This window comes from uncultured Anaerobiospirillum sp., from assembly GCF_902485895.1.
Taxonomy (GTDB): domain Bacteria; phylum Pseudomonadota; class Gammaproteobacteria; order Enterobacterales; family Succinivibrionaceae; genus Anaerobiospirillum; species Anaerobiospirillum succiniciproducens.
Window position 1 is genome coordinate 1 of the sequence record NZ_CABTML010000035.1, and the last position, 17,774, is coordinate 17,774.

Annotated in this window: 4 protein-coding genes and 1 pseudogene; all 5 read right to left on the reverse strand. The window is 45.8% G+C overall.

All coding sequences use genetic code 11. From position 1 onward, the window contains the following. On the reverse strand, positions 1 to 1,299 hold a 1,299-nt coding region (locus RDO37_RS03135), incomplete at its 3' end, for a hypothetical protein (RefSeq protein WP_308498070.1). Positions 1,300 to 2,261: 962 nt separating this feature from the next. Further along, positions 2,262 to 8,375, reverse strand: a complete 6,114-nt coding sequence (locus tag RDO37_RS03140; RefSeq protein ID WP_308498071.1) for a type IV secretion system DNA-binding domain-containing protein — start codon at positions 8,373 to 8,375, stop codon at positions 2,262 to 2,264. Positions 8,376 to 8,567: 192 nt separating this feature from the next. Continuing rightward, positions 8,568 to 12,962, reverse strand: coding sequence for a hypothetical protein (locus RDO37_RS03145; protein WP_308498072.1), 4,395 nt, complete (start codon positions 12,960 to 12,962; stop codon positions 8,568 to 8,570). A gap of 8 nt (positions 12,963 to 12,970) precedes the next feature. Further along, a complete protein-coding gene (locus RDO37_RS03150; RefSeq protein WP_308498073.1) occupies positions 12,971 to 16,291 on the reverse strand; it encodes a hypothetical protein in 3,321 nt (1,106 codons plus the stop codon). Between the two features lie 483 nt (positions 16,292 to 16,774). After that, positions 16,775 to 17,695: pseudogene (locus tag RDO37_RS03155) on the reverse strand (flagellin); the annotation flags it as partial. Between the last annotated feature and the right edge of the window lie 79 nt (positions 17,696 to 17,774).

Below are 17,774 nucleotides of genomic sequence, written 5' to 3' on the forward strand. Positions count from 1 at the left end.
AGTAGCCTTGGTAGCTGCCTTAGCAGGTGCCTTTACCTTAGCAGCAGTCTTAGTTGCTGTCTTGGTGGCAGTAGCCTTGGTAGCTGTCTTAGCAGGTGCCTTTACCTTAGCTGCAGTAGTCTTTGCTGCAGTCTTGGTGGCAGTAGCCTTGGTAGCTGTCTTAGCTGGAGCCTTTGCAGTGGTAGTCTTGGCTGCAGTCTTAGTGGCAGTAGCCTTGGTAGCTGCCTTGGCTGTGGCTTTTGCCTTGGTTGCTGTAGTCTTTGCTGCAGTCTTAGTGGCAGTAGCCTTGGTAGCTGTCTTGGCTGGGGCCTTTGCTTTGGTTGCAGTAGTCTTTGCTGCAGTCTTAGTGGCAGTAGCCTTGGTAGCTGTCTTAGCTGGGGCCTTTGCCTTGGTTGCAGTAGTCTTAGCTGCAGTCTTAGTGGCAGTAGCCTTAGTAGCTGTCTTAGCTGGAGCCTTTGCCTTTGCCTTAGTAGCAGTAGTGGCCTTTTCTGCAGTCTTGGTGGACTTAGCAGTAGTCTTCTTAGCTGCAACTTTCTTAGTAGCTGGCTTTTCGGCTTTAGGCTTGGCCTCCTTAGCAGGTTTGGCTGGCTTTTCAACCTTAGGTTTTACGCCATCAAACTTATCGATTGCGGCTAATAAGGACTGATCCTTAGCATCTAAAGCTGCCTTGAGAGCTTTTAGAGAAGACTCAACCTGGCCTAATACCTGACCAACTTTATGCAGAGCTTCTAAGTGAGTAAGCACAGCAGTAAAGAGCTTGCCTCTGATCTCTTCAGGGGTAAACTTCTTCTTTTCGTAATTGGTCATGTTCTTACGAACATCGTTGCAAAGAGCAGTGGTAAAGTCAGTATTGAGTCGAGTTACAGCAATCTCAACTTGCCAGCTAGCTTGAGTAGTATCGCTTTGAGCAAGCTTAGTATAGAGCTTGGCTACATCACGACCATAGTCACGAACTGAAGTTAAGAGCTCGAGATCTTTCTTACCTACAGCAATAATACGATCCACGCAGCTTTGGACATTGGTCTCATTTAGGCCTTTAAAGTGCACTAAATGTCTTTTGACATCATCAAGATCGAATGGAGAAGACATGAACTTAAAGTAGTAGGCACTTTCAATACAGCCCTCTACCTTAGAGATCGCTTCTAATTCATACTTTGCTTCAGCTGGACGTACGTCAAGAGGTACAAACTCTCGCATCAGTGCAAAGAGAGATTGTGCATCTTCAGCTTCGGCTTTATGCAGTTCAGTTAAAGGTACAAGCTTATTTTGCTTGTCTTCAAAGTTATCTAAAAAGGCCATAAACCTTCTCCGACGTCAATCGGCTTGATGCCGCAAGAAAAGCTCCATGCCGCTTACATGAAGTAGCAGCACCAATGCGCAATATCATAGCCTATTAAGATCTAGTGTGCACCTACAAACACCCCTTAGATCACTGATCTTTTGTCGAAACATTGAGCACAGTCAAAGTATAGCTATGAATCGGACAGTGATTATGACTAAACTCACTGCGAATTTGGCGGCATTTTGTGAGCATTTCACATGATCGCTACACACTTAAGATCAAAACACTCACGATCTTGGAAAATCTTTTAAAGATCATTGCCTCATATGGCTTTTAGTAATCTTTTGATGTCAGCAAAGATATAAGATCACCACAACCACAGCACTTACTCACGTGCTGAGGCTATACCACTTGAGATCTTAAAACTGCGTCACTTAGCTTTGCTTCGTGCCACTTAGCCGAATGAATACAGTCTCAATGGCATCTCAAATCTATGCATGAACAAGCATGATTTAGCTAAGAACAGGGCAGCAAAAGCACTTAGCCTTAGCCAAAAGCATCTGCAGTTAAAGTGGTGTAGTGGCATTTTTCGAGGTGGCAAGACAGCCAGTGACTCTTAGCCAGTGGTGATCTGAGATCGTATGAGGGGTATTGGTATGACCGTCTTTGGTGTAGACAAGTAGGCTGGATGGGATTTTTGCTTGCTGCATCTGTTGGAAACATGATGCTGAAACGAAAAAAGGCCACGCATAAACATGCGTAGCCTTCACGGATTTACTGATCATGGAAGGGTGTAGATTTGAGTCGTTGACTTGTATCTACTTAATCTTTTGAGCTAGCAAAGACCTCTAGTTAAGCGAATGCAGCATCAAGCTAGGCACTGCTGTAGTGGATGGCAGCTTAGGCTTGATGCTGGGCTTGATGAGCTTTTGGGGCTGGGCTTTGCTATTGTGGTTTGACTTTATTTTGTTTGAGCTTGTTACTTGGCGGTACGAGTTAGAGCTGCACCGACGAAATAGCCACTAATTAAGAGAAAACCTGCAGTGGATAAATAAGCTATTTCACGACCAAAGATAACGCCAAAGCCAACTAAAAATGATGTAAGAATGATGATCACGATGACATAGGATAATTTGTGACTCCATAAATAGTTAACCGATGGAGTTAACAGTCCTGATGCTGGTGGAGTAGTGTGGTGAATAGCACTCATCAGCTTGCTGTGTGACCCAATCATAATGCCTAAGAGGATTAGTGAATACATTAGTGATGGATTTCTGATGTACCAATCAATCATAATAAAACCTACAGATATGATATCTGCAATATTGTCATAGCTTAGATATGGGCAGCACAAGGTGACATTAGTTATGCAGTAGTAGATGCTTTCACCGAGATTTTGAAAGTAACAATACACATCCCAAATTAAGTCTGCATTTTCCTCAATAAAGTTATCTTGTATCATCAGTCCTAGGTTTAGGCCAATAAATGCAATCATCAGAAGCTCAGTTAATACGCTTTTGAGCACCTTATTTTTGATAAAGCTAATGGTGTGGATAAACATGATGAGGGCAGAGCCAAAAAGATACTTAAGCATCAAAAGTGGCAGGGCTAAAAGTAGGGCTAAACGTACTTTAGGATCTCTCTCGGCTTTAAATGACTGCCATGAAAAACGTTCTTTAAAGTAATGAATTGGGCTTTCAATTCCATGGAAGCTATGAGAGGAGTTACCAAGTCTAAAGCCCTCAGGATTACGATAAGCTGCATAGCTCTCTTGCGTGGTCTCTTTAACCATTTGCTCAAGATGCTGCCTACGATAAAAGAGACTGATCTTGCCTGGGTCTTTGAGGTTGTTCATCAGCTGCGCATCTGTAAATTGCTCCTTAAAGCAAGCACTTACACCATCTGCTGACTCTCGAGCTGGACTGTAATTGCCTGGCATCATGACACCATCAGGCCATAAGACCTGATCGAGTATGTCATTGTCATTAGCAGATGAACTTATTCCCATAGCCGACACCACAGCACCATTAGTCTGAGCCATAGCAAACTGGCCATTTTGAGTAGCATTGCCAAGCTCGTTAGCCGCGTACATGCTTATGCCTCCATTTGCTGCAGCATAGGCAGTGCCTTGTGATGCATTGCAGCCAGGCAATACTGTAGTGCCTCCATTGGCAGCCATGGTGTTTATGCTTGCAAGTGCTGCAGCATTAACTGAGCTTTGCTGCATCGATGCTATGCAATTGAGTGCTAAAGCTGCATGGTGATTACTCTTAGGCATGCCGTTGCTAGCTGTATCAGGGCTGAATGGGGCATAGCTATTTGTTTGCCTGTTGGATGCTTCCATTGCTGCCATTGGTGTCATTGCAGAATATGCAGCTCCTGATGATGCAAAAGGTGCTGCAGATGCACATGCTGCAGATGAGGCTGCAGTAGCTGAGGATGCTGCTTCGGCTCTGGCTGTGCTTGATGATGGGACGAAGGTTGTTGCTGCACTGGAGGATACACTGGTGGCAGCATGGGTGGCTGTCTTGTGCTTGGCAATATCAGGGTAGACCTCTTCATCTGGGGCAAGACGAGGGATAAAGCCCTTGTAGCAAGAACCGTCAGAGAAGCGAGCCACGTACTCAAAGTCAGGTAGCATCATCAGCACATCTGGTGGGAAGAGTGAGGCATCTTGCATTGACAGACCATGACCAATAGAGGTTAAGCCACAAAATACGTCACTTGCATACTGCACAGATGCAGATCGCTGAGCAACGCTAGTGTGTGGCAATACTGAGGACACAATAGCTGCAGTTTCAGGATCGTTAACACGCATAGCAATGAGGTTATTGCAGTTAGCTACGATCTGATGAGCCGCATCTTTTGAGCCTGAACGCTGCGACAAATCAGCAATAGACTGAGTGGCAATGGTAATAGAGAAGCCAGCTGATCGAGACTTATTTAACAGCTGCACTAAAGCCTCATCGGCTAGCTCGGAGGCCTCATCAATGAATACAGAGATACGCTTTAGCTGAGCACCAGTGGCATTAATATCACCAGCCACGAAGGCAAGGTCAGATAAGAGCATTTTGCCTAAGTTTTGGCCAGTGGTGGCATCTTTAAGACAGTGGATATCTGCAACAAAGATCTTATTGCCCTCAATTAAGTCTCTTAAACTTGGTAGAGCTTGACCGTTGCGGCTACCAGAGAGCAGACCACGTAACAGACCGCCAGTTAAAGAGCCTAAGTATGGGACTACGGAGTTAGTAACCTTACGATAGTACTCAACAGGCAGAGCAGTAACCATAAACACGATCTGACAATCCACTAAGTCGTCACACAGACCACTCTTGCCTAGCCAATCGTAAAAGGCCTGCAGTACTTCGTTTTCAGCCTGAGCACACATCACACGCTTTTTGGAGGCGGTAAGAGTTGGGGCTTTCTTGGTATTACGCTTAGTTGTGGTCTTCTTGGTAGTGGTAGTAGTGGTTTTCTTGCTACGAGAACGAGTCTTGCGAGCAGGGGTAGCTGCAGTGGCCTCCGCCTCCGCTTGCGCCTCTGCTGGTGCTGCATCAGCATTAGCCGCAGCATTAGCAGCGGCATTCTCGTCGCTAATGTCGGCACTAGCACCAGGATCGGTGCTTGATTCACGATTTGCAAAGAGAATGTCGGTAGCATCGACGCTATCGCCTTCATGCACGTCTACATAAGTTGATGCACAAGCCTCTTCAGCTTCTTTACGCTCTGAGGCACTATCAAATAAAGACAGGGCTAAAGAGGTAATAGCCGAGGCATCAGCAATAGGATCAAGCTCAGCGATATTGCCAAATAAAGTCAGTAAATCAGCCTTGCTAGGACGAGTAGGGCTGTGCTTCATTTGCTCAAGTACACTCTTAAATGCAGCACGACTAATCTTGCCTTCTTTGATGAGGCCATCGATGATCTCATGGTAATTGCCCACTGGTGCTTCACCAGTAGCATGAGGGCCTAAGGCAGCAGTGACTACACCTTTAATGCCATTGAGTGGACCACCCACGCCGTGGATAGTGTTCCAAAGTCTTTGTACGACCTCATTATCAATCTGTTCGACTTTGTAGTTGATATAACGACGTAGAGCTACTTGCAGGGCATTGGGATCCGTAACTAAGTCACGGATGTTCTCAACGGTAATATGCTTACCAGAGAGCTGACAGCACACCACAGCTGCAGTTACAGCCATGTTGGAGTAGTTTTTGAACGATGCACTAGAGCCAGAGCTTGAGAGCATAGAGGTTAAACGAGCACCAATCTGAGCTGGCTGATCAAAAGCTCCCACAGGATTAATGCCATAGTTGCTGCAGTTGATAATGATGTCATCCACATCGAGCTCTTTACCTTGCCAATTACCAGTAGTTCCGGCAAAAGCAGAGGCTGCAGGTGCAATTACATCCTGATAGTGCTCATCTTGCATCAAACGCTCATTAAAGCGAGAGGCAGGAGAGTCATATAAATTTGAGAAGGTAGCTCTAAACTCACCACCACCTTGTAAGTGATTCTTATCACTTGAGTTGGCAAAGAACTCCTCAGAACGCTTTAAAGCATCCATCATCGCAATATCTTGCTCGCTGCGAGGCCCATCAAAGCTCATAGCATCGCAGCAAAAGCCATCTGCAGCGTAAGCCTCAGAGCCCAAGCCCCAGCCAAAGCCTGCGCCTGAGCCTGAACCTGAACCTGAGCCATGCTGTGCTGGAGTTGGCACGCTTACCCGGCCAGTAGCAGCATCCATGGAGTAGCCATCGAAGTTGAGCATGTCATCAGTAATGAGGCTATCGCATGGGGCAGTCATTAACTCATGGTCAACATCACTAGCAGTGGCCCAGTAGTCGTTAAGATCGGCTAAATTGTCTCGATTAAGTCCATCTTTACCACGCAGATTGCTACAATCGGCAGCATCATCGCTACCCTCCATACCAAAAGGCTTAACGATGCCACGGCAGCGGTCATAGCAAGTAAAGGAGTGCTTATCAGCACCTGGTGTAAATTGCTTTCTAGATAAGTCAAGTATGAATAGGTCTTGAATAGGATCACGCCCCGCATCCTTAGCTGCACGTACAATGCTACGCAGTAACTGACGATCACCCTTTGGGTCAATCACAATCACAGTGTCGCCACGTGCAATAGCTTGTGAAATCTCCAGATCGAAAAAGCGAGTCTTACCAGCACCAGTAGTTCCGAGTAATAAGGTGTGACCCTTTAAATTGCTCTCAGGCAGATAGATTGGCTCATAGGCATGGTACTGACCTCCAATAGCATGAATATCAGGAGAGCCATTGCTACCATAGGCAGCACGTCTAAGACCAATTTCAAGCTTATGATGCAGCAAACGGGTATGCTCAGCACCCCAGATAAATCCAAAGCCCCAAAAGGTTACATCTTTCGGTCTAACCATTTTGCGCATTGATGAGTGATAAGGAGGCACCCACTGACCATTAGATTTAGCAAGATCAGCACGTCCAGTAGCGCAATGGTTATTAAGTACATGGGCATAATCACTTCCATCTTCTTTTCCTCCAAGTAAATTAGCTGCAAAAGTTAAAGCCTTATCAGTGCCACGAATAACCGCAGAAGCAGCATTGGCCACGCTTAGAGCATGACCACTCTTATCTGTATGGTTAAGCTTATTAGCAATGGCACTAATGAGCTGACAGCAACAAGCATCAGTCATCGGAATACCAGGATAGAGGCGTACACCACTTAACAGTGGAGTCTCAAGAGTGGTCATAAAACCGCTATTAAGAGCACTACAGGCATTACCATCAGCACATTGAGCCATGTGTAAGGCACGTCCAATAACAAAGTCCTCAGCATCTGAGCATGGTCTATCCATAAACATGGCACCCACCAGCTTGCGTGCACGTAAACTAGCCATCTTCTTACCATGCATACCTGCAGCATCACCATCACCAGAGCCAAGGCCATAGCCAAAGCCAGAAGCTTGAGCACCACCGCCACCAAGACCATTGTGCTTGTCCATACTGTCGCAAGCAGCACCGGCAGCACGGCCAGTCTGACGCATAGACTCGCTCATAGCTACGGCGCTTTCGGAATAGGCATGGATAGCAGATCCGACACACTCAATAGCTTCATGACCACAAGCCTGAACGCCAGAAGCATGGGCATTTATTTCATGGTGCTGAGCACCATTTGTAGCAGCAAGAAAATTGGCGCTTAGTTCATTTGTACAGGCACAAGCATTAGCACTAGTGCAAGGAGTAGCACCAGCATTTTCATTTGCATAGGCATCACCACGTGCACAATTGGACTCATCACCAACAGAAGCACCAGCACCAGCATCAGCAACTGCATCAGCACTGGCAATTGCATGTGAAGATGCAAAGGCTGATGCAACATTGGCATCTACTAAATGAGCAGCGTCATTAGCTCCATAAACATTGGTATGTGCAGTGGCATTGCCATAGGCTTGAGAGGCATTGTTTGGGTTTGCACCTAAGCTTAGTGGGCTAGCATTACTCTCATTAGCTGTGGCTGTAGCTGTAGTGGTTGGAGTGCAGCACTGATTACCATAGGCATCAGCTCTTGCCTGGGGCATGGCCTTCAGGTGAGTTTGTGCTGCGCTGTTCTGTTTTGATGTAGATTTGTCTTTTGGAGCTGGCAGGGCTGCAAGAGCCTTGGCCTCAGCAAGCTTTAAGGTCAGCTCTTGACGTCTTGAGATGATGTTTAAAGGGGTGCGCTTGCTAAGTGAGAGGCTGACACCACGTGAGGTGATGAGAATGCGGCCTCCTAAGTAAGACTTGTATGGATTGAAATTGTGTTTACCAAAATGGGTATCGAGATCCTCAGAGAGCTTGTCATTTGGCAGATGACCAATGTACCAGGACATAAAGATAAACATCATGGAAAAGACGAGCAGGGCATTTAATGACAGTGCTGTTGCATAAGCGATGAGGGCAATGAGGCCTATAAACAAGCTTATGAACATGGTGATTCTAATATTGGTGATATTCTCAACACCGTGGCCTGTGAGCAGGTCATTCTTGCGGTTTTCTAAACCTCTATTGCGAGATATGACGTATTTGAAAGTACCAAGAATACGACGGGTATTGTGGAACATATAAACTATCCTTAAGCCACTGAGGGCCATTAAGACAACTTACAAGGGCAATAGCTGCTAATGTGAGTTCCAAAAAAGTTAATCGTGTTACTAAACTGATGACGCAAGCACCAGAAAGCGAGCACAGGCCATAGCCTCTAGACCCATAGCCTCCAGACCCTTAGCCTTAGCTTGCACCACCCTTAGCTGTTGTTAGACAGGGCATTGCTCAAGCTGCTTTTTAAGCTTCTTAGCTTTGCTTTGACGGCTGCACAGAACGTCGTTTAATGCTTTAGAGCCGTTTTCAAAGGTCACAGTGACTTGTTGCTTATAGTGCTCTGCAGAGTGCAGCACGTCGCTTAGCGTGCAGCCATTGATGACCATGCGTGAAGGCTTGAGCTCATAGTCCATGTAATTTGGGAGATTAAGCGGGTCAAAGTCTTTAAGGTGGCTATTTTCAAGCTCGATAAGGCTCAGTCCACGCATCTTCATATTGCGATAATCAAAACCACCGGTAACGACATGACGCTTAGAGGCCTTGAAGATGTCATCATCAGCATGGCTTACTCCAATCATGATGGCTACACCAAGACCAAGCACTTCACGAAAAACCACTGCCTCAGTGGAGTTAACTGCAAGCGACTTACGCTCTAAGTTAAAAGCCTGCACTAAAGCTGGAATATCCACTCCCATGCAGCGCTGCTCATACTCATTTATGAGCTCAAACCACGCACTCTTTAAGCTGCCAGCATCACCACACCCCTGCTCAATAGCCTCGACCATTGAGCAATGGGCACCATCGCCATTAGCTCTATTGAACCAATTAGCTGCATTGGTCGCATTGCCAGCACTACCGCTAGCACTAGCACTAGCACTAGCATTAGCAGCATTAGCAGCATTGCTGCTTAGGTTAGCTGTGTTGGTGTCTGCTGCAGTAGTGGCAGTACCAAATGAGTTAAGGCTGGCATTAGCAGCCATTGCCTCGCTGGCGCAATGGTTGTTTACAGGGTATTTGCGCATCAGCTCTAGCATGTGCTGAGGGCCTTGCTCTATGGCCTTAGCTAATGGATCGTTGGCATGTAAAGATGCAGCGATCTTTTGAGTACTTACAAGGTTGATGCTCTCAAAGATGTTTAAAGATCGCTCAAGGAGCTTGTAGCGCTCATATGAGACATCATCTAAACGAGCTAAGAGACGGACTCGCTCACGTCTTGATAAAGCAGCCATGAGCTCAAAGAGTCGCAGTAGCATCTTGCGGTGCTCAATTAAGTAGTTTTGCTGCTCATGACGGGCTGCAATGTATAAAGCAATAGAACCAACTAGCTGATTTAGGAGGGTGTCGTTATTAGCAAGTTGTCTAACCTTTAGCTGAGGATAGATAGGCTGCTCATCAACTCTTAACGTAAAGCCTCTAAAGATAACGGTATTACCTTCACACTCAGTTAAGTGGTAGTTATGGCCACGTCTAAAGCTCAGACCATTTCTAACGATGATCTCGTGAACTAACTTGCCATCCCACTCAAGAGAGGTTTGTAAGTCTTGGTAAGTGAGTAAGTTCATACCAAAGAGTAAGCTTGCATGAGCTCTTGAGGATGTAGAGATATACATGGTGTTATCGCTAACATAGATATCTGAATAGGTCTCATTAACGCTATGAATGCGACGCTCATACTCAGCTAAGGCAGAGGCATACATGAGTGAAGATATAGTGCAGATAGTACGTTGTGGCTCTTTGTTTAAATTTGTGAACAAGCAATTGCCATAACGCTGTCTACGCTCCATCTCCTTTAGACAAGAGAAGTTCTTAGGCGCATGCAACACACAGTTGCCATCAACAGCCTCATCAGCGCCACTATCAGTGTCAGAGACAGAATCAGCACCTGTATCATCATGTGTATCAGCATGTGCATCAGCACAAGCGCCATCATCCAAGCACTCAGAAATACTATCTTTTGACTTAGCCTCAACTGCATCAGCATCAACTGCATAAGCATCACTAGCCGCAGCAGTGAAAGTCTTGCTCTCAGATGCTGCCACGATAGCCGCATCCTTACTGGCATTAGCAATTGATGGGTTAGATGCGCCATTAGCACGGGCCTGTATGCCATCTACTGAGCTTGCTGAAGTACCATTTTCAGTTGATAAGTCAGCTACTGAATTAAGCTGCAGCTCAGGGATAGGGTTGGCTTTGATGAGTCTTTCAAAGGTGCGGTCACGCAGTAGGTTTACGTTATCCTCAATATCTGCTTGTAAGATGGCATTAAGCTGAGATATGCGCAGACGCATAGCAGCGGATTCTTTAGCCATCACACGTAACATCTCGGCATTACTACTTAAGGTAGTTGCAGCAGTACAGCAGGAGCCACGATCACCCTTTTTGATAACAATCTCGGCAAGGGGGCTACTAAAGTCATTGATCTCCATTCGGATATCAAAGAGCTGAGAAACCAGTTTTTCGGTGTTATAGCAATATCTGGCGAGCATATCGACACCATAAGAAAGACCAATCTTATGGTGATCGTCTTTACGTCCTAAGAGGTGACGTAAGAGTAAATATGGTGTCTTAGTCTCTGCAATAAAGTCAGTTAAGCTTTGGTATGGCTCATACTTAAGACCATTGGCAGCACGGATATCTAAGTCTGTTCTGATCTTGCTGATATCGTGCGCAAAGCTTAAGAAAATGATGGCCATTTCAGCGATAAACCGCTGATCACGTAGCTTAAAGCGCCCACCACAACGCCTATCCATGGCGCTATAAATCTTGTTGATGGTAGTTTGCAGGCGTGCATTCTTGTTGAGCTGACGCTCATCGGCCTTATTCCAGAGTAAGAGCTTATCGAGCATAGCTTTTTCAAACTCAGGATCAGTAATCAGCGTATCTAATGAGTAAGGCTTTAAGGCCTCTTTAAACTCAAGCTCATCATCGCAAACACCTAAAAGATAAGCTCCAGTGCTGTAGTTTTCTTCTAAATGCAGCACGCTCAATAAGTCTTGAATCTCAACGTCGCTAAGACCTAAGTTCTTTAACAGTACATAGTTGCTCTCTTCACATGAACGCATCATGCTGCGGCGGTTATGCACTAAAGCAATAGCACTATCTAAGGCCTTAATTGAGTAAGGGTCTATCTCATATGAAAAGCTATCCAGAAGATACTCAAGACGCTCACCAACACTCATAGTCTCCAATGAGCCAAGGTTGCTGCCTCGCTCAAAAAAGTAGCTATTACTCTCAGACCAGATCTTGGCGCAACCATTGATAGTAAGTCCGCAAATATCGCTACCCTCATGGCTAGCATGGCTTAATGCTGCAGCAACTACATCTAAAGCCACTCCGCAGCAATCCACCTCAACAGCATCAGTATCAGCATCGGCATCAGCAGAGCCACCAACAGCATCAGTATCAGCGCAGGCATCAGCAGAAATACCATCACCACCGCCAACAGAAGCTGAAGAGGAAGAAGTAGACACGGTCTCAGATGCTGTCTTGACCGCAGATACAGCAGCACCATCAGATAGCGCCTCGCTCTCATTTGTGGCCGCATTAGCTGCATTAGCAGCCACAGCAGCCAAAGCGTCACCCTCAGCGACTACATTAGCTACAGGCTCATCACAACCATGGTTTGAAGCTGCGTCATCACCATCTTGTAGATGAATGCTATCCACCTCAACCAAAGCCAGGGCATCATCAGCACCACAAATATCAGCATCTGCATTAGCCTTTGTATTAGCATAATGGTCTTCAGCAACGAAGCTGTCATCACTGCTACGCAGCGCATTGTTTGTAGCAAGTGTAGTGGTATCCGATGCTACGCTAATACCTTCTAGAGCCTGAGCATCAGTGTTCTGTGTGTCTGCAGCACCAGCACTAGGCTCTTGAGTAGATATCAAGGCAGACATATCTAGTCCAACAGCTTGGTCGTCTAAAGCTAGGCTAGTAAGGCTAGCAACACCGACACCAAAAGCCTCGTTATAAGTATTACCGTCGAGCTTGGTGGTATTCCAAATGGTCTCGCCACACTTAGGCATCATGACCTTAGAGATCTCAGCCATATGGTGATTAAGCCACTCTTGGGCAAGCTTAGCCTTAGCATCAGTAGCATCACTCGCCACATCGTTATCACGAAGCAGCACATCGAAGCAGAGCTTGGCACTAGCAGTATCAGATAGGCATGCAGACACATCAACAACACGTACAGAGTCATCATCTGCAGCAAGTGCATCAATCAGCTCAATGCCTTCCATGCTGCACTTAAGCTCAGTTACAAAGAAGCCAGCACTAAGTACATGCGAAGGAACAGCTGCATCTACAGCATCATCAGCAGTCACAACAGCAGGATCTTTAGCAAAAGTAAGAGCTTGAGCTGCAGCTAATGCATCACAGCAAGGCTTAGTCTGTGACTCAGCGACACATGCTGACTCACTCTGTTCATGAGCTAAAACGTCAGCCTGATCCGCAACATGTGCGACAGCAACTAAGCAGGCATCATCATTAGCATCCATCTGTACAGCATCAAACTGCATATGCTCACGGATACTTTGTTCTACATTAGCGGACTTACTGGCCTCTAAGGTCATATCCTCAATATCTTTGATTTGGTGACCAAACATGGTGACTCCTAAAGACTATCAGCCCAAACAATTGCAGGGATAAATGGCTTTTCACTATCGTCGTAAGATGACTTATTGCCGCTAATTACAGGCGTTATATGAGCCATTTGCTCTAAGCTCATATTTGCAAACACCTTCTTAGTTCTCCGATACGGCTTCTTAAACGGCGATTTTGGCTTTGCACTCTCGCTCTCAACAGATGCAGCACTATCAAGCGCTTCAGTATCTGTAGCCTTGTTATCAGCAATAATCTTGTTTTGCGTATCACTCTTAGGCTTGCGATCGCGCTTAGCTTTTGGCTTGTCCTCAGCATTAGCCTTAACCTCAGACACAGGCTCAGTCGCACTAACAGAATTATCCTTAGTCACATTTTCAGGCACAGTAACAGTCTCAGCCTTGGCTTCAGAGGCAGTAGCAGTGGAGATTGAAACTTTTGGTTTACGGCCACGTTTGCGCTTAACTACCGTGGTATTTACAGTAGCCTCACCCGATGCCTGAATCTCAGTAACTTCATTTGGCTTAGAGACGGTTTCTACAGTGTCATTAGCAGAGAATTTAGCCTCAGAAGTAACTAAGGATTCAGATTGATCCATAGTTTCGTATGCAGTAGATGCAGCAACAGTTGCATTGTTAATGCTTTCTGCATCAGCTTCCTTAACTTGCTTCTTAGCGGCACTCTTGCTTGAGGTCTTGGTCTTTGAAGTAGTTGCCTTTGTCTCAGTGTCCTTGCTATCTGCTATCTTCTTGCTTGCTGTAGTCTTGGAGCTGCGACGCTTGGTAGGCTTAACCGCGTCAGCCACTGCACTGTTAGACTGTTCGGTATCAGCAAGAGCATTAGCAGTGCACTTGGGTTCTACATTAGCAGTTGATTCAGGTTCTACATTTGCAGGAGCTTCGTTAGCGGCAACTGCTCTCTCAGCAGCAGGCTGTTCAATAGAGGCACTATCAACAAGAGCCTTTGGTGTAGCATCAGCATCGTCAGCACATTCTGCAGGAGCGGCTTTCTTAGCCGATGCTTTCTTGCTCTTAGAAGCTTTCTTTGGAGCTGCTTTTGTAGTTTTGGACTCAACTGCAGCCTCAACTGCATTCGCTGACTGTTCGGACTTACACTCGGCCTTTACTGTCTTTGTAGCAGGCTGTGGCTCGACTTTAGAGGTAATAGAGCTTACTGAGGCACTATCAGCAGTGCTTGTGTTAGTAGCCTCGGTATTAGGTAGCTCGATAGCTTCATGAGTGAATACATCGTCTAAAGCAGGTAAGTAACGCTTGCTTGAGAAGTAGCTAAGATCAGCGCTATTAATCAGGTTAAGGTCACGCTTGATTCTCAGATTACGACGGCATAGAGCTAGCAGGCCTTCTTCATCATGTGGATCAGAGTCTAGAGAGGCGATGAGCTGCTTTTTAATAGCAGCAAGCTTAGCCTTTTGCTCTGCAGCTAGGGCTTGAGCATCAGTTTGCGTGGCTTTCTTTTGGCCAAGTTCAAAGTCCTCTTCACCAGTCCAATCTTTGTATGGTGATTCACCTGTAACTACGACATCGCTTTGAATACTCTCATCAGTAATGATGTCGCTATCCTCAGCATCTAATCCTTCAGCAATTAAGGTATCTACAACAGACATTAAGGATGATGGCGGTGTAAGATCGTCACTTGGCTCTAAAGTTTTGCCAACACCAGAGGCCATGATTTGTTCGATGGTAAGGCCATCTGTAGGAATAGGCTTAGTATCAGGGGTAGCTGCAGCCTTTTTCTTGGTATTAGCTGATGGCAGCAGTGGGTTTTCTTCAACCTCAATGCGCATATGCACAGCCACATCAGCAACAGCCTGACTGCGATAGAAGGTATCTTCATTGGTATGCAGCCAAATGTCTCTTTTGATAAGGGCACGGCTTCTAACGTCACGCTTTAAGGACATCAACTTGCTTGCATCAGCACTTAATGCGGACTCATCATCAGATGCAGATGTAGGAGACTCAAGCTCTTCAGCCTCTTCTTTAAAGGCCTGGCTTAAAGCACTATCCTCATCTGAAAAAGAAGATGAATCAGCAGAAGTATCGGCCTCTGCAGCACTTAGCTTGGAGCTCTTAATCCAATCTACGCCTCTACGTCTTAATGTAGTGGTTGGGATCGCAGCAAGAGGCTGTGGATCAAGGCGCTTAAACTCAGTAAGCGCAAAGATAGCTACCTTGAGGTTGTGATCGACTAGGCCGCATACATTGCAGTCGTGGTAGTACTCAGATGCAGGCAGCACACTGCAAATGCGGATCATGGCTGTAAGTAGAGGATCAAGATATAAGGCCACAGTCTCAGCACTAGCATCAGAGGCAAGCAGACGCTTAAGCACATCGATCTTGCCCTGAACCAAGCCTGCAATCTCGTTAACAGGAATCACAGGGAACTGACGATATCTGCCAGTGTAGTTTACTGACAGAGGTCGAATCATGCGCTGAGTAACCACATCACCAGTCTTACCGTACACGATCGGCAGAGAGACGATTGGAGCTACATATTGCTGTCCGGTGATAGTTCTGACAATGCCATATGGAGTGGCGATATTTCCCATACCCTGTGGTGGCTGCGATACGGATGCACCCTTGCCATAGTCTGGTCTATATAGAGCCACATTATTGCTAAGCTCCATTAGCTCAGCACCACCGCAAGCACGCCAAATATTAGAGTTACGTACGCCTCTTATATACTCCTTAGCCTCGGCCATGCTCTCAGACAGAACTACATCGCAGGAACTGTCAGATGACTCAACAGCACCCTTGGGAGTATCTACAGCATCCTTAGAAACATCAACAGCCGCATCACTTGTACGAGCATGAACTTTATGGTCTACATCGGCAGTGTTAGAGGTACAAGAGACAACAGCAGCATGATTAGCTGCAGCACAATTAGATTGAATAGGCTTAGAACCATGACCTTCAATAGCCTCACATGTATCAGATGAAACAGCCTTATGCTTTCCATTTAAGCGGAAAGCTTTCTTAAACCATGATGTTGCTTTAGCTTTAATGGCACCAAAGAAGCTACGTGTAGCCTGCTTATCCTGAGATAAGTCTTCAGAAGGTGCAGGCTCAGCAACAGGACGCTGCATAGGCACTACAGGAGCATAAGATGCTGTATTGCAAGGCTGATGAAAGATCTCGCCTGTCTGATTGTCCATAAGCTTACTAGCTGCAGCATGGGATAGGGTGCTATCCACATACTTAGGAGAGTTAGTGCTAGACAGGCTAGATTGGGTCTGAGTTTGAGCTTTGCAGCCAAGGTCTACAGATGAAGAAGCTAAGGATCTTTCTGTAGTACTTTCTAGTGAGTGTGTGAGCATAGAGCTACCACCGTTAAGCTAAAAATAAGTATCCAAAATGAGCTTGAGCACCAACGATACTCAAGCTCTACGAGGAGACCGGCGTTGTTGCATGCACAGCAACAACATGGCTGCTATGGTAGACCTCTATATATTCATAACTGCGTGTACTGCGATCTTGCTAAACAAATGCGATAAATATCAGCTTTTAGAAGAAAATTAGGCAATTGCCAAAAGTGATCTAGATCACGAATTTGAGCAGAGAATAGGGCAATGGGGAGCTCAGAGAAGCACTAGAGCTGAGAAAAGGGTGGAGGAGAGGAAGAAAGTGCAGGGTTCTAAACCGCTCTAAGAGGGCAAATCATCTTAGACGGTAAACAAATGAATGATGAGAGAAAAGGTAAGGCAGTGGAACTTTGGGATTTGGTCGTGATGTTTCAGCTATAAAAAAGGCCCTGAAGCCGAGGGCAACAGAGCCTAATTGCATAACTTTAAAGGAAATTATTAGCCAAGGAGGCTTAAGCCAAGCTGAGGCCGGGTATTAGCCTGCATCAGCATGGAAGCAGCAGCCTGCTGAATGATGGACTGCTGAGATAAGTTAGCAGACTCTTGAGCAAAGTCAGCATCACGGATACGTGAGCGTGCATCGGCTTCATTAGCTGCAACATTAGACTGATTACGGATAGATGACTCCAGTCTGTTTTGGATGGCACCCAAGTTGGCTCTCTGGCCATCGACGTCTGCAATCATCTTATCCATTTGAGCAATTGCAGCGGATGGATCTACTTTTGAGAACTGGAAAGTGATGGTGTTGTTGGCAATTTGTACAAGCTTATCATTGCCAAACTCGAAATTTTTGTCTGATCGACTGGAGATCGTAGAAAACTTCATGTTCTCAACTTGGAAAGTGATAGTATCGCCCTTATTTGAGCCGACTTGTAGAGTCATACTACCTGCTTTAGAAGCATTACCTTGGCCAGCTTTTGAGAAGATAGTAGAATCATCACCTTGCTGACCAACCAAGATTTTCTTGCCAGCAAAAGTAGTCTGATTTGCGATACGAGTAATCTCATTTGCAAGTGACGAGGCCTCTTTTGATAAGGCTGCCTTGTCTTCAGCAGTATTAGTACCGTTTGAAGCCTGTACAGCTAAGGTACGGATCTTCTGGAGCATGCCTGAGATCTCATCCATACCTGCTTCCATGGTCTGAGCAAGGGCAATACCATCAGAAGCGTTGCGGTTACCTTGGTTGAGGCCGTTGATTTGTGAGGTTAAACGATCAGCGATTTGGAGGCCTGCAGCATCATCTTTTGCGCTATTAATACGCATACCGCTTGATAAGCGCTGGTATGTAGTAGTGAGCTGGCTCTGGACGTTGCCTAAGTAGCGCTGGCCCTGAAGAGCTGAGTAATTGGTATTAACATACTCCTTTGATCATATAACGATCAATATCGATATATAAAATCATTGAATATCTCTTGTTTTATCGGTCAATATATAATAT